Here is a 13,401-nt window from a genome sequence, read left to right on the forward strand (position 1 = left end):
GTCCCTACCAGACCCCGCATCGCGGCGCGGATCAAGCATTTGCTGCCCCGCAATCGGTCGGATGACGGTTTCATGAAGGTGGCACGGCAGGGGTTGCACCTTCCGATGCATTCGGGAAAGTTGTGCCATGGAATACGCACCCTTCCCATCCTGGCCCGACGTCGCCCCCCGCCTGATCGCCGTTGCCGCCGGCCGCGAAGCCGCCGACATGGTCATTCGCGGCGGGATCTGGATCAACGTGCACAGCCGCGAGGCGCTGCCCGATCACTCCATCGCCATCGCCGAAGGTCGCATCGCCTATGTCGGCCCCGACGCTGGCCATTGCATCGGCCCCGACACGCAGATCATCGAAGCCAAGGGCCGCTACATGATCCCCGGCCTGTGCGACGCGCATATGCACATCGAATCCGGCATGCTGACCCCGGCCGAATTCGCCCGCGCGGTGATCCCGCATGGCACCACGTCGATGTTCACCGACCCGCATGAGATCGCCAACGTACTGGGGCTGGACGGCGTGCGGATGATGCATGACGAGGCGCTTATGCAGCCAGTCAACATCTTCACCCAGATGCCGTCCTGCGCGCCCTCGGCGCCGGGGCTGGAAACCACCGGCTATGAGATCACCGCCGAAGACGTGGCCGAGGCGATGACCTGGCCCGGCATCATCGGGCTGGGCGAGATGATGAACTTTCCCGGTGTGATCAACGCAGACCCCAAGATGCTGGCTGAGATCGCCGCCACCCAGCGCGCGGGCAAGACGGTGGGCGGACACTATGCATCCCCTGATTTAGGGCCTGATTTTGCAGCCTATGTCGCCGGCGGCCCGGCGGATGACCACGAAGGCACCTGCGAGGCCGACGCCATTGCCCGCGTGCGGCAGGGGATGCGGTCGATGATGCGGCTGGGCTCGGCCTGGTATGACGTGGAAAGCCAGATCACCGCCGTCACCGAAAAGGGGCTGGACCCGCGCAACTTCATCCTGTGCACCGATGACTGCCACTCGGGCACGCTGGTGAACGAGGGTCACATGAACCGCGTCGTGCGCCATGCCATCGCCTGTGGCTGCGACCCGCTGATCGCCCTGCAGATGGCCACGATCAACACCGCCACCCATTTCGGGCTTGAGCGCGAGATCGGCTCAATCACGCCGGGCCGCCGGGCGGACGTGATCCTCAGTTCGAACCTGACTGAACTGCCGATCGAGATGGTCGTAGCGCGCGGACAGGTGGTGGCCGAAAATGGCGCGATCACGGTGGATTGCCCGCATTACGACTGGCCCGACCGGGCACGCAACACGGTGCATCTGGGCCATGCCATGACCGCCGCCGATTTCGAGATCCCCGCGCCAAACGGCGCCAACCGCGTTTGCGCCAACGTGATCGGCGTGGTCGAGAACCAGGCCCCTACCCAGGCGCTGAAGGCCGAGCTGCCGATCATCGGCGGGCTGGTCGAGGGCGAAGGTGACGTCTGCCAGATCGCGCTGGTCGAACGGCACCGGGGCACGGGCGGCGTCACCAACGCATTCGTGTCGGGCTTTGGCTATCAGGGCCGAATGGCCATGGCCTCGACCGTGGCGCATGACAGCCACCACATGATCGTGGTCGGCACCGACCGCGAGCAAATGGCGCTGGCCGCCAATCGTCTGGCCGAAGTGGGCGGCGGCATCACCATCTTCCGTGATGGCGAAGAGCTGGCGCTGGTCGAACTGCCCATTGCGGGCCTGATGTCCGACAGCCCTGCCGCGGACGTCGCGGCCAAGGCGCAGAAAATGGTCGAGGCGATGCAGGCCTGCGGCTGTCAGTTGAACAACGCCTATATGCAGCACTCGCTGCTGGCCCTTGTCGTCATCCCCGAACTGCGGATATCCGATCTGGGACTGGTGGATGTCCGAACATTCGAAAAAATTGACCTTCTGGAACCCCTCGCATGACAAAAATAACAACTCCCGACCCACGGGACCCCGAGATTTTCACCGATGCCGCCGCAGCCGTTGCCCGGCTGGAAGAGCTGTATAACGAGGCCACCGCCTTTCTGTGCGAAAGCTTTGCCGAGGCGATGGAAAGCGGCGCGCCCAAGGTCCGGTACAGAGCCTATTACCCGGAAATCCGTATCCGTACGGCGTCTTACGCGCATGTGGACAGCCGCCTGAGCTTTGGTCACGTGTCCGAGCCGGGGGTTCACGCCACTACCGTGACCCGGCCGGATCTGTTCCGGTCCTACCTCACGCAGCAGATCGCGCTGCTGATCAAGAACCACAACCAGCCGGTGACCATCGGCCCTTCGACCACACCGATGCCGGTGCATTTCGCCGTGGCCGGCAACCCCGATCTGGTGGTGCCGCATCAGGGTGCGGCCGGGTTCACCCTGCGCGACGTGTTCGACGTGCCCGACCTGACCACCACCAATGACGACATCGTCAACGGTGTGCACGAACCGCAGGATGGCGTCGGCCCGCTGGCCTTGTTCACCGCGCAGCGCATCGACTATTCGCTGGCCCGGCTAGCCCACTATACCGCCACCGATCCGGACCATTTCCAGAACCACGTTCTGTTCACCAACTACCAGTTCTATGTCTCGGAATTCGAGAACTACGCCCGCGCGCAACTGGCCGACCCGAACAGCGGCTATACCAGTTTCGTCTCGACCGGGAATGTCGAGATCACCGACCCCGACGCGCCGCTGGAACAGCCGCTGAAACTGCCGCAAATGCCGACCTATCACCTGAAACGCGCCGACGGGTCGGGGATCACGCTGGTCAATATCGGCGTCGGCCCATCCAACGCCAAAACCGCCACCGATCACATCGCGGTGCTGCGACCACACGCCTGGCTGATGGTCGGCCACTGTGCGGGGCTGCGCAACACGCAGGCTCTGGGGGATTTCGTGCTGGCCCATGCCTATCTGCGCGAAGACAAGGTGCTGGACGACGATCTGCCCGTCTGGGTCCCGATCCCGCCGCTGGCCGAAGTTCAGGTCGCGCTGGAACGCGCCGTGGCAGAAGTGACCGAGCTGGAAGGCTATGAGCTGAAGCGGATCATGCGCACCGGCACGGTGGCTTCGGTCGACAACCGAAACTGGGAACTGCGCGACCAATCCGGCCCGGTGCAACGGTTGAGCCAGTCGCGCGCGATCGCGCTGGACATGGAAAGCGCCACGATCGCCGCAAACGGCTATCGCTTCCGCGTTCCCTACGGCACTTTGCTGTGCGTATCCGACAAGCCCCTGCATGGAGAATTGAAGTTGCCCGGCATGGCGTCCGAGTTCTATACAACCCAGGTCAGCCGCCATCTGGCGATCGGAATCCGCGCGATGGAACACCTGCGAGGCATGCCGCTGGAACGTTTGCACAGCCGGAAATTGCGCTCGTTCGACGAAACGGCCTTCCTCTGACGCAAAAAAGCAACGAAATCCCCATATTTTTTGGGGTTTCGGTGCTACTATTCGTTGTGTTCGCCCACAATATCCCGTTACAGTTACGCGGTGAGGCCCAATAGATCGGGCACGTTAAGGAGACCAAGAAATGGCAAAGCCTATGACGAAGACTCAGCTGGTTGCTGCTCTCGCTGAGGAAATGGGAACCGACAAGAAATCCGCGAACGCGGCGCTGGAGGCGATCACTGGCCTGATCACCCGCGAAGTTTCGGCCGGAGGCGCTGTGACCCTGCCGGGCGTCGGCAAGATCTACTGCCGCGAGCGCCCCGAGCGTCAGGTGCGCAACCCGGCCACTGGTGAGACCTTCACCAAAGATGCCGACAAGGTTGTGAAGATGACCATCGCCAAGGCCCTGAAGGACAGCGTCAACAGCTGATCCGCGCCTTAGGCAAAACGATCAAGGGCCGCGATTTCGCGGCCCTTTTTCTTTGGTATTTGTTTACCGGGTCCGTTGGACCAGACCCGGTGTTCTCGTGGGTCGAGGTCAGTGAACAGTCTCGACCTTGTGGAAATCCAAGTCCCGATCTTCGGGCATCGAGTCGATGCTCATCACCTCTTTGCGCTTGGCGATCAGGATATAGACCACGCAGGCGAGGTAGAGGCCAACCACCACGGCGCCAATCCACTGAATCTGCAGCCACTGGCTCTGGAACAGAAGCGTCAGCACAAACAGAAGCACCACATTGCCGGCAACATAGGCCGTCTTGCCGAAGCGTTCGACCGTCATGTTCAGGTTGTCGGTATAGAGCCTGATCAGCGAGTCCAGTGAGTTGATCACGAATGTCACGCCGACGATCACCATCGCGATGTTGGTGATGCCTGCGGTGCTGATGCCGTTCAGGTGATAGTAGTAAAGCACGCTGAACCAGATCGCCAAGGGGATCGACGGAAAGATCAGCAGCGCCGCCAGCAATTGCCAGGTGGTCAGCCCTCCGACAAAGCGCGAGGTGAACTGACCGATCATGATCGACCAGGCAAACCACCAGAACAGGTAGAAGGCGTGATAGTCGGTCAGAGGCAGTACGAACTTGTGGATATTGGCGAAATACGCCCCGATATTGCTGCTGGTTTCCACGAAACCCGCAAGGCCCATACCGGCCGCGGCCCACATGCCAAGGATCAGTGCCAGGAACAGAAACGTCGAGCCGACAGAAAGAATCCGCACGTATTTCAGGTCAGTCGAGGAATAGGCCGCGGCCAGAATGACGACAAACACGATGATGTAAAACGTGGTCACTACGGACTCGCCATCACCAACTTCGGGCAGGTATCCGGGCAGGTAGATCAGGAACAGGCTGGCGGTGAAAGCGCAGGTCCCGATGATCACCACATTGTTGATCAGCTTGACCACCGGGATTTCAAAGAACTGCACTCGGGGTTCGATGACGCAGAAATAGAAGGCCGTCAGGAAATAGAAGGCCCAGATCAGAAAACCCCAGAACCCGAACTCAATCGCCAGCGGGTTTGCGAAGGCATAGGCTGGATCTTCGGCATAGCCGCCGAATTCGGTCAGCGGGAACATGATCAGCCCGACATCCAGGCCGGATGTGAACAGGATCGCGATGAAAGTGAACAGATGAACAGGTGTTACGCCCACGCACCGCAGGTTCCACCATTTCACGACGAAGAACGCTACCAGCCCAAGAGCAAGCAGGACCCCGAATGACAGGATGTATTCCAGTAGCACCGACAAACCTCCCTTTAGATGTCAGATCACCGAGCGGATATCTTTAATTGGCTAGTCAATCAATAAAACCGACATCTAGGGAAAACTTGCGTGCACCATGTGTCTTTTTTGACGCTCGGGCGCTTGTGGCCTGCGGGAAAATCGGAAACAGTCGCCGCACGTTCAAACAGGAGCGGTCATGGATCTGCGCGCCATCGCCATGGGGCTGGCCTTTGCCTTCATCTGGTCGTCGGCCTTCACGTCGGCGCGGATCATCGTCGCGGATGCCTCGCCGCTGTTTTCACTGGCGGTTCGCTTCCTGATTTCCGGCATCCTGGGTGTCGCAATCGCCCGGGCCATGGGCCAGAGCTGGCGCCTGACGCGGTCGCAATGGTACGCGACCATCCTGTTCGGAATCTGCCAGAATGCCCTGTATTTGGGTCTGAATTTCTATGCAATGCAAACGGTCGAGGCCTCGGTCGCGGCGATCATCGCCTCGACCATGCCGCTCTTGGTGGCGCTGGCCGGTTGGCTGCTGTTCGGGGAACGGTTACGCCCGCTGGGTGTTCTGGGTCTGCTGGCCGGGTTCGCCGGCGTGGCCTTGATCATGAGCAGCCGGATCAGCGCCGGGATCGACCTGTTTGGAGTTGCTCTCTGCGGGTTGGGCGCGCTGGCGCTGACCTTCGCCACGCTGGCCGTGCGCGGCGCGACCTCGGGCGGGAATTTCATGATGGTCGTCGGTTTGCAGATGTTCGTCGGGTCGGCGGTTCTGTTCATCGCCGCCCCGTTGTTCGAGACGATCTATGTCCGTCCAACCTGGCCGCTGGCGTTGGCCTTCACCTACACGACCCTGTTCCCCGGCCTGCTGGCCACTCTGATCTGGTTCCTGCTGCTCAACCGGATCGGGCCGATCCGCGCGGCGACCTTCCATTTCCTCAACCCGGTGTTTGGGGTCACGATCGCCGCGATTCTGCTGGGTGAGCGGTTGGGCGCAATGGATGCCGTCGGCGTTGCGGTCACCACGCTGGGCATTCTGGCCGTGCAGTTGTCACGCCAGCCGGTTCAGCGCAGCAGCGCCTCGACCTGACTGCGCAGCTTGCGAGAGTCCGGCCGGGTCGTCGACCCAAAGGTCGCCACGACCTCGCCATCGGGACTCAGCAGGATCTTGTTGAAATTCCAGCCCGGCACAAACCCGGTTTCAGCCGCGACCGCCTTGTAGAACGGGTGGGCCTGCGGGCCGGTCACGGGGGTGATGTCGGTCATGGGCAAGGTCAGGTCATAGTTCAGCTCACAGAACTCCTTGACCTCGCTGGCGGTTTCCAATTCCTGGTTGAAGGAGTCCGACGGGACCGCCAGAACCACCAAACCTTCGGGTCCATAGGTGTCCTGCAGCTTTTGCAGCCCGGAATACTGCCCGGTAAACCCACATTGCGAGGCCGTGTTGACCACCAGAACCGGCTGGCCACGCCAGTCCGACAGCGACAGCGTGCCGCCATCGATCGACGGGAACTCTCCGGACACGGGCGCGGCCTGCACCGTTCGACCGATCAACAACAAGGCAGACAACAGCAACATTCTGAACATGGCGTGACCTCCTCTTTGGTAATGATACGCTCGAAGCACGGCGGCAGATCACCCGCACGATCGCGCGAGCCGGGTGAAACAGGGCTTTGCTTTTGTCGCGGCGCACCCCAAATATCTCGGCAACGTATGCAATGCCGGAGGACCCATGCCCAAATATACCAAAGATCCATCGGTTGTCGCGGCTCTGTCGCCCGAGGAATTCCACGTCACCCAGCGCAACGGGACCGAACGCCCCGGCACCGGAAAGCACCTGAACAACAAGGAACCCGGCATTTACGTGGATATCGTATCGGGCGAGCCGCTGTTCGCCTCGACCCACAAATACGAATCGGGCTGCGGCTGGCCCAGTTTCACCAAACCCATCGTGCATGACCACGTCACCGAGCTTGAGGACCGCTCGCTGGGGATGATCCGGACCGAGGTCCGCTCGAAACACGGCGACAGTCACCTGGGCCATGTGTTTCCCGATGGTCCGCTGGATCAGGGTGGGCTACGCTATTGCATCAACTCCGCCGCGCTGCGGTTCATCCATCGTGACGACATGGAGGCCGAGGGCTATGGCGAATACCTCGATCAAGTGGAGGACCCGAAATGACCGAACAACGCGCCGTTCTGGCCGGAGGCTGCTTCTGGGGCATGCAGGACCTGATCCGCAAGCTGCCCGGCGTTCTGCGCACCCGCGTCGGATATACCGGCGGCGACGTGCCCAACGCGACCTATCGCAACCACGGCACCCATGCCGAAGGGATCGAGATCTGGTTCGACCCCGCAAAGATCACCTATCGCGATCTGCTCGAGTTCTTTTTCCAGATCCACGACCCGACCACCGTGAACCGTCAGGGCAATGACATCGGGATGAGCTATCGCTCGGCCATCTATTACTGCGACGAAACGCAGAAACAGATCGCGCTGGACACGATCGCCGATGTGGATGCCAGCGGGCTGTGGCCCGGCAAGGTCGTGACCGAGGTCGAACCCGTCGGCGATTTCTGGGAGGCCGAGTCCGAGCATCAGGACTACCTTCAGCGTATCCCCAACGGCTATACCTGCCACTTTCCGCGCCCGGACTGGGTTCTGCCCAAACGCAGCAGCGCTGCCGAATAAAGTTCAGCCGACGGCCACCCGCGGGCGGCCGCTGGCTTCGACGGTAAGCATCGCCTCGACGAAGACATCCTTGCCTTCGATCCGGGCGGTGCGGATGTCGCGGTTGACGATCACGCGGATATCCTCGGCCCCGGCCTCGCGCACGGCGCTTTCGGTCTCGCGCCGCAGTTCGGCCTCCAGCAGGGCCAGCGCGGGTTCGGGTGTGGGGAAATCCTGCGGACCTTCATTCAGATGCACGCGGTACCGGCCTTCGGACGGAGCGGTCACCGTGCCCGCCCGCCGCATGGTCAACCGCCCCACGACGGCCCCGATCGCGTTGGCCACCCCGGCATGGTCGGGCAGCACCATCGCACAGCGCAGACGCTCACCGACCGCCGGGTAATAGCTCGGCGCCGAGGCACCCAGCCCGACCACATCCACGTTCAGCGTCGTATCCAACGCCAGCAGACCGCGATGCCCGCGCAAGCCCCGCCGGGTCAGCACATGGCGCGCCAGATCCTCGGGCGGCAGGCCGAACGCGTCGGCCTCTTCCGCAAAAGCAGTCTCTAACAAGGTCAAAACGGTCTGTTCGGTCAACTGATCCACGATCATACCGGCCAGTTCGTCGGCCGAGCCCGCCAGCCGGTCGCCCGACCCCACACGTCGGCGCGCAATCAGCTCCAGCGCCTTGCGCGCGGCACCCTTATCCCAATCGGACAGGCGCCCCAGAACGTGGCTGGCATCAGACGGCGTCACCCCCGAGACCTGAACGATCCCGCGATCCACCAACCGGGTCAGAGCGCCGTTTTCCATCCGCGTGCGCAGCAGGGCGCTCAGGGGCAGAACCCTGTCCCCCAGCCGCTCCAGCAGCCCCGCCTCGCGCGGTCCCAGACCCTCGGCGTGGATGCCGGGCACGCGGCGGGCGAAACGGGTGTCGTGCTCGCCCACCGTGGTCGCGCGCAACTGCTCGTCCAGCGCGGCATGGACCACTTCGGGCGCCTCAGACGCGATCAGCGACACCGGCAGCACCCGGCGCGGACCCAGGAAAACGCCGCCGCGCAGGCCTTCGGTCACCACATGCACCTGGCTGTCACCGCCCAGACCATGCGTGCGCATCGCCACCGCCTCGACCATGGTGCGGAACCCGCCGACCCGTGCGCCCGCCGGGTCGATCGCCGGCTTTCCGTCGCGGATCAGAGCCACATCGGTCGTCGTCCCTCCGATATCCGACACCAGTGCGTCCTGAACTCCGGTCAGCCAGCGCGCCCCCACGATCGAGGCCGCCGGACCGCTGAGAATCGTTTCGATCGGCCGCTCCCGCGCCTGCTCGGCGCTCATCAAGGCGCCATCCCCGCGCACCACCATCATCGGCGCGTCGATGCCCAGCTCGAGCAGAACATCCTGCGCCCGGCCGATCAGACGGTCGATCATTCCGATCAGACGTGCATTCAGCACCGCCGTCACCGCACGTTTCGGCCCATTCAGCTTGGCCGACAACTGATGCGAGCAGGTCACCGGCGCGCCGGTCTTTGCGGCGATGATCCGCGCGACCTCAAGCTCATGCACGGGGTTGCGCGTGGCGAACTGGGCCGCAACCGCAAACCCGGAAATCCCGGACTGCTGGTCCAGAAATTCGCGCAACGCCCCTGTATCCAAAGGCGCGGCCTCGGCCCCGGCATGGCTGTGCCCGCCCGCGATCACCAGCGCCGGGTCACCCTTCAGCGCATCGCGCAGCCCATGCCTGTCCAGATCGCCGTCCCGAAATCCGACATAGATCAGCGCGACGCGCCCGCCCTGCCCCTCGACCAGCGCGTTCGTGGCCAGCGTCGTCGACAGCGACGCCATCGAGATCTGAACGGGCGCGACCTGCGCCTGGTCCAGCACCGCCCGGATCGCCCGCCCGACGCCGATCGCCAGATCCTCGCGTGTGGTCAGTGACTTGGCCGAGGCGATCACCTCTTCCTCGTCCCGGATCAGCACCGCATCGGTGTAGGTTCCACCGGTATCCACGCCCAAAGCCAACGCCATCGGGATCTCCATCCTGTTCGCAGTCACGGGTGTAGCGGTTTGAACCGACGCGTCCAGCCTGTTTGCGGCATTCACGACAGTTGTTCGACCGCCCAGCGCGCCGCGTCCGCGACCGTGGGGTCGGGATCCTCGGTCAGCGCCTGCGCGACCGGGATCAACGCCGACGACCCGGAATTGCCGATGGCATACAGAACGTTGCGCACGAACCGGTCCCGCCCGATCCGCTTGATCGGTGAGCCCGAGAATCTGGCCCGGAACGCCGCATCGTCCAACCCGGCCAGTTCCGCCAGCGGCGGCGCCATCAGGTCTTGGCGCGCGGCATAGCGGATGTCGCTGGCCGCCACCGCGAACTTGTTCCACGGGCAGGCGGCAAGGCAATCATCACAACCGTAGATGCGGTTGCCCAGCTTGCCGCGCAACTCCTGATCCACCGGCCCCTTGTGCTCGATGGTCAGATAAGAAATGCAACGCCGTGCATCCAGCTGATAGGGCGCCGGGAAGGCATCCGTGGGGCAGGCATCCAGACAGGCCCGACACGACCCGCAATGATCCACTTCCGGCGGATCCGTCGGCAAGTCCAGGGTGGTGAAAACAGACCCTAAAAAGGCCCAATTGCCCCATTCCCGGCTGACCAGATTGGTGTGTTTGCCCTGCCAGCCCAACCCGGCCGCATGGCCCAAAGCCTTCTCGGGCACCGGCGCGGTATCGACGAACACCTTCACCTCGCCCCCGGCCTCGGCGATCAGCCACCGGGCCAGCCGCTTCAGCCGCTTCTTGACCAGATCGTGGTAATCCCTGTTCTGCGCATAGACCGAGATCGCCCCGCGATCGGGTCGCCCCAGAACCTCGGTCGGATCATGATCCGGCGTGTAACTCTCGGCCAGCATGATGACCGAGCGCGCCTCGGGCCACAGCTGCGCCGGATCGCCCCGCCAATGGGCCCGCTCGGCCATCCAACCCATCTGCCCGTGATAATCCGCCGCCAGAAAGGCGGCCAACCGCGCAGGCACCTCGGGCACGTCCCAGGGTCGGCAGATCCGGCACGACACGAACCCCTCGGCCCGGGCCTGCGCCACCAACCTGTCCTTCAATGCCGTCGCGCTGTTCATCTGGCCCAAAATATCCTCTGGGGTGAATTGGCCCAACGGGCCAAGAGGGGGCAGACAGCCCCCTGCCCCAACCTATCAGAAATCCAGGTCGGCGTAATGGGCGGGCGGGCGGAAGCCCGGCACCTGATCCGCCAGGATCGACCGGAAGGCCGGGCGCGACTTGATCTTGGCGTACCAGTCCTTGACCACCTGGCTGCGATTCCAGTCCACGTCCGAAATATAGTCCAGCGCCGACAGATGCGCGGCAGCCGCGAAATCGGCCAATGTCATCTGATCTCCGGCCAGCCAGCGCCGCTGATCCAGCAGCCAGGCCATGTAATCCAGGTGGAATTTGATCGCCCGCGCGCCTTCCTTGACGTTCTTGCTGTCGGGATAGCCCTGACCGGTCACTTTCTTGTTCACTCGCTCGTACAGCAGCTTGGATGTCACCTCGTGGTGGAATTTGTCATCAAACCAACTGACCAGTCGGCGCACCTCAAACCGGGCTTCCGGAGTTTTCGGCATCAATGCGGGTTCCGGCCGCGTCTCTTCGATGTATTCGCAGATCGCTGCGCTTTCTGACATCACCCGGCCATCCAGCCGCAGAACCGGGACCTTGGCCGCAGGGTTTCTGCGCAAGAAGTCCGGGGATTTTTCCCAGTACTTTTCCTCGACCAATTCGACTTCGATCTTCTTTTCCGCCAGTGACAGGCGGACTTTTCGACAAAAGGGGGACAGGGGAACGTGAAACAAACGCGCCATGTGGATCCATTCGAACCAATTGAGTACCGCTCAGCAATAGCCGCTGACGGGCAGAAGTTTCAATCCTCGAAGCAATCTGCGCGACCATCTGCGCGGATGGTGGCCGCTCCATCGCGGATCGCGGCGGCTCGTCTGCGGGTGTAAACCGACGGGTCCGTGACCGAACGGTTGCGCGGTGACGGAAGGATTGCCGCCAGACGCGCCGCCTGCACCGGGCTGAGTTGGGCGGAACTGACACCAAAATTCTTCCGGGCGGCCGCCTCGATCCCGAACAGGCCCTCACCGGTCTCAGCCACGTTCAGATACACCTCGAGTATGCGCTTCTTGCTCCAGAAGATTTCGACGACCGGGGTCATGGAGGTCTCAAGCGCCTTGCGCACCCAACTGCGCCCCTGCCACAGAAAGACATTCTTGACCACCTGCTGAGAAATGGTCGACGCCCCGCGGTTGCCACCATCTTCAAGCGCATCGCGGATCGCGTTCACGTCAAAACCCCAATGCAGGCAGAAATTCGCATCCTCGGCCGCAACGACCGACCGGGCCATGTGCGGAGACATATCCTCGATCGCGACCCATTCCCGGTCCACCTTGCCCAGGCGGCGCCACTCGGACCAGATCGTATGGGTGATCGGCGGGTTGACCACGGTGTAAAGCAATACAAGCGCCACGAACGCCGCGGCCAGGGCACCGATGACACGCAGTACCCACCGCCGAATCCGAACGATGAGCGTTTCCGTTTTCCGAGACCGGGTTGCCTTTTTGGACTTACCGCGGGATTTGCGCGCTGCTTTCTTCGCCATGTTCCTGCTATACGCCGCAGCACCGGTATTTGGAACGGAATTATGACGCGATCAGCCGCCCTTCGCGCGGGCGCACCACCGGACGAGCGGTTTTCGGACCACCATCTTCCACCACTCCCAATTGCGGGAACAGGCGCAACAGCTCGGCTTGGGTTTCCCGGTCAGACCGCGTAGCGGCGTGACCGGGATAGTAGCTTTCGCTTTTGGCGCCGTTGGCGATGACGATCTCGTGCTGGTCGAACAACAGGTGGAAATACTCGATCTCGCCGCCTTCGACCGGGGTCACCGTCGTGCCATTGACCAGGGAATGTGCGGCAATCAAAACCTCGGGGTGGCCGTAGAAATAAGCCGCGCGCCAATCGTCGATCAGCATCCGGTGCTGCGGCGAGAACAGAGTGTCACGGTCCAGTCCCAGAACCCCTGCGGCAAAGCGGATGGGTGCGGCGTTGCCCTCGGCCGCAACGGTGGTTCTGCCGACCCAGATCAGAGCCTGCGCGCCTTTGTCGACCGTCGTGACCAGGTCACCGGGCTGCAGATCCTCGACGCGGCGCAACCCATCCGGAGTCTTTATCATCGTTCCGGCGGTAAAACACGGCGGCCCAAGCTCACCCGGAACCACAAGGGGACCCTCGGTATTGACGAAAGTCGTCGAGACAAGCGTCCCCTCTTGCAGCACCTGACCGTCCGTCGGGGTGAATACCCTACTGCCATCAGCCAGATAGAATGTGATTCCCGTGTAGGTGACGTTGCCCACACCGGACACGTTGATCGTCACCGTATCGCCCGGCCAGGATCGGGTAACATCGATGCCGTTGACAGAGTCATTGTCGGAACTGTCGATATCGCCATCGTCGTTCTGGTCGACCAGATTGTACTTCTCAACCGTCAGAAGGGTCCCCGTTGCCGGCGGGCTGGCCGGATCCATGGCAAAGAACTGGTCAAGATAGGTCGTGGGCAT

General features: G+C 62.7%; 13 protein-coding genes. 6 read left to right on the top strand and 7 right to left on the bottom strand.

The window, feature by feature from the left end; translation table 11 throughout:
- Positions 1–127 precede the first annotated feature (127 nt).
- From ade to ACR3EL_RS17045, 3 genes are all read left to right on the top strand, one after another.
- On the top strand, positions 128–1,930 hold the full coding sequence (gene ade / locus ACR3EL_RS17035) for an adenine deaminase (RefSeq protein ID WP_170340574.1): 1,803 nt from the start codon (positions 128–130) through the stop codon (positions 1,928–1,930).
- Positions 1,927–3,390 (top strand): AMP nucleosidase, encoded by a 1,464-nt coding sequence (locus ACR3EL_RS17040; protein ID WP_170340576.1) that lies wholly within the window; start codon positions 1,927–1,929, stop codon positions 3,388–3,390. The genes ade and ACR3EL_RS17040 overlap by 4 nt, the downstream gene beginning before the upstream one ends.
- A 130-nt stretch (positions 3,391–3,520) precedes the next feature.
- Positions 3,521–3,808: an HU family DNA-binding protein gene (locus ACR3EL_RS17045; protein WP_480722435.1), complete on the top strand. Its 288-nt coding sequence runs from the start codon at positions 3,521–3,523 to the stop codon at positions 3,806–3,808.
- Positions 3,809–3,916: 108 nt separating this feature from the next.
- Here the strand turns inward: ACR3EL_RS17045 and ACR3EL_RS17050 are convergent, their stop codons facing one another.
- Positions 3,917–5,113, bottom strand: a complete 1,197-nt coding sequence (locus ACR3EL_RS17050) for a BCCT family transporter (protein ID WP_170369239.1) — start codon at positions 5,111–5,113, stop codon at positions 3,917–3,919.
- 184 nt (positions 5,114–5,297) lie between these two features.
- Between ACR3EL_RS17050 and ACR3EL_RS17055 the strand changes: the two genes are divergently transcribed.
- On the top strand, positions 5,298–6,185 hold the full coding sequence (locus ACR3EL_RS17055) for a DMT family transporter (protein WP_170368948.1): 888 nt from the start codon (positions 5,298–5,300) through the stop codon (positions 6,183–6,185).
- On the opposite strand, the gene ACR3EL_RS17060 is transcribed toward ACR3EL_RS17055, so the two are convergent.
- A complete protein-coding gene (locus tag ACR3EL_RS17060; protein WP_170363901.1) occupies positions 6,161–6,682 on the bottom strand; it encodes a glutathione peroxidase in 522 nt (173 codons plus the stop codon). The genes ACR3EL_RS17055 and ACR3EL_RS17060 overlap by 25 nt on opposite strands.
- Positions 6,683–6,827: 145 nt before the next feature.
- Between ACR3EL_RS17060 and msrB the strand changes: the two genes are divergently transcribed.
- Positions 6,828–7,277: a peptide-methionine (R)-S-oxide reductase MsrB gene (msrB, locus tag ACR3EL_RS17065; protein WP_005979690.1), complete on the top strand. Its 450-nt coding sequence runs from the start codon at positions 6,828–6,830 to the stop codon at positions 7,275–7,277.
- Positions 7,274–7,786 carry a peptide-methionine (S)-S-oxide reductase MsrA gene (msrA, locus tag ACR3EL_RS17070; protein WP_480722436.1) on the top strand — a complete coding sequence of 171 codons (513 nt, stop codon included), beginning with the start codon at positions 7,274–7,276 and terminating at the stop codon, positions 7,784–7,786. The genes msrB and msrA overlap by 4 nt, the downstream gene beginning before the upstream one ends.
- Positions 7,787–7,789: 3 nt before the next feature.
- Here the strand turns inward: msrA and ACR3EL_RS17075 are convergent, their stop codons facing one another.
- From ACR3EL_RS17075 to ACR3EL_RS17095, 5 genes are all read right to left on the bottom strand, one after another.
- Positions 7,790–9,793, bottom strand: a complete 2,004-nt coding sequence (locus ACR3EL_RS17075) for a hydantoinase/oxoprolinase N-terminal domain-containing protein (protein WP_480722437.1) — start codon at positions 9,791–9,793, stop codon at positions 7,790–7,792.
- 71 nt (positions 9,794–9,864) lie between these two features.
- A complete protein-coding gene (gene queG, locus ACR3EL_RS17080) occupies positions 9,865–10,902 on the bottom strand; it encodes a tRNA epoxyqueuosine(34) reductase QueG (protein WP_170340586.1) in 1,038 nt (345 codons plus the stop codon).
- 75 nt (positions 10,903–10,977) lie between these two features.
- Positions 10,978–11,643, bottom strand: a complete 666-nt coding sequence (fzlA, locus tag ACR3EL_RS17085) for an FtsZ-binding protein FzlA (RefSeq protein ID WP_170340588.1) — start codon at positions 11,641–11,643, stop codon at positions 10,978–10,980.
- A 59-nt stretch (positions 11,644–11,702) separates the two neighbouring features.
- Complete coding sequence (gene mtgA, locus ACR3EL_RS17090) at positions 11,703–12,443, bottom strand: monofunctional biosynthetic peptidoglycan transglycosylase (RefSeq protein ID WP_170340590.1); 741 nt, start codon at positions 12,441–12,443, stop codon at positions 11,703–11,705.
- 40 nt (positions 12,444–12,483) lie between these two features.
- Positions 12,484–13,401 carry a Hint domain-containing protein gene (locus ACR3EL_RS17095; RefSeq protein WP_170340591.1) on the bottom strand — a complete coding sequence of 306 codons (918 nt, stop codon included), beginning with the start codon at positions 13,399–13,401 and terminating at the stop codon, positions 12,484–12,486.

The sequence above is a fragment of the Ruegeria sp. BJ3 genome, from assembly GCF_056535665.1.

What these genes read in the sequence shown, in the direction of transcription:
- fzlA (WP_170340588.1), bottom strand. Translation starts at nt 11,643, where the DNA reads ATGGCGCGTTTGTTTCACGTTCCCCTGTCCCCCTTTTGTCGAAAAGTC.
- ACR3EL_RS17075 (WP_480722437.1), bottom strand. Translation starts at nt 9,793, where the DNA reads ATGGCGTTGGCTTTGGGCGTGGATACCGGTGGAACCTACACCGATGCG.
- msrA (WP_480722436.1), top strand. Translation starts at nt 7,274, where the DNA reads ATGACCGAACAACGCGCCGTTCTGGCCGGAGGCTGCTTCTGGGGCATG.
- mtgA (WP_170340590.1), bottom strand. Translation starts at nt 12,443, where the DNA reads ATGGCGAAGAAAGCAGCGCGCAAATCCCGCGGTAAGTCCAAAAAGGCA.
- ACR3EL_RS17055 (WP_170368948.1), top strand. Translation starts at nt 5,298, where the DNA reads ATGGATCTGCGCGCCATCGCCATGGGGCTGGCCTTTGCCTTCATCTGG.
- ACR3EL_RS17060 (WP_170363901.1), bottom strand. Translation starts at nt 6,682, where the DNA reads ATGTTCAGAATGTTGCTGTTGTCTGCCTTGTTGTTGATCGGTCGAACG.
- ACR3EL_RS17045 (WP_480722435.1), top strand. Translation starts at nt 3,521, where the DNA reads ATGGCAAAGCCTATGACGAAGACTCAGCTGGTTGCTGCTCTCGCTGAG.
- msrB (WP_005979690.1), top strand. Translation starts at nt 6,828, where the DNA reads ATGCCCAAATATACCAAAGATCCATCGGTTGTCGCGGCTCTGTCGCCC.
- queG (WP_170340586.1), bottom strand. Translation starts at nt 10,902, where the DNA reads ATGAACAGCGCGACGGCATTGAAGGACAGGTTGGTGGCGCAGGCCCGG.
- ACR3EL_RS17040 (WP_170340576.1), top strand. Translation starts at nt 1,927, where the DNA reads ATGACAAAAATAACAACTCCCGACCCACGGGACCCCGAGATTTTCACC.
- ade (WP_170340574.1), top strand. Translation starts at nt 128, where the DNA reads ATGGAATACGCACCCTTCCCATCCTGGCCCGACGTCGCCCCCCGCCTG.
- ACR3EL_RS17095 (WP_170340591.1), bottom strand. Translation starts at nt 13,401, where the DNA reads ATGCCCACGACCTATCTTGACCAGTTCTTTGCCATGGATCCGGCCAGC.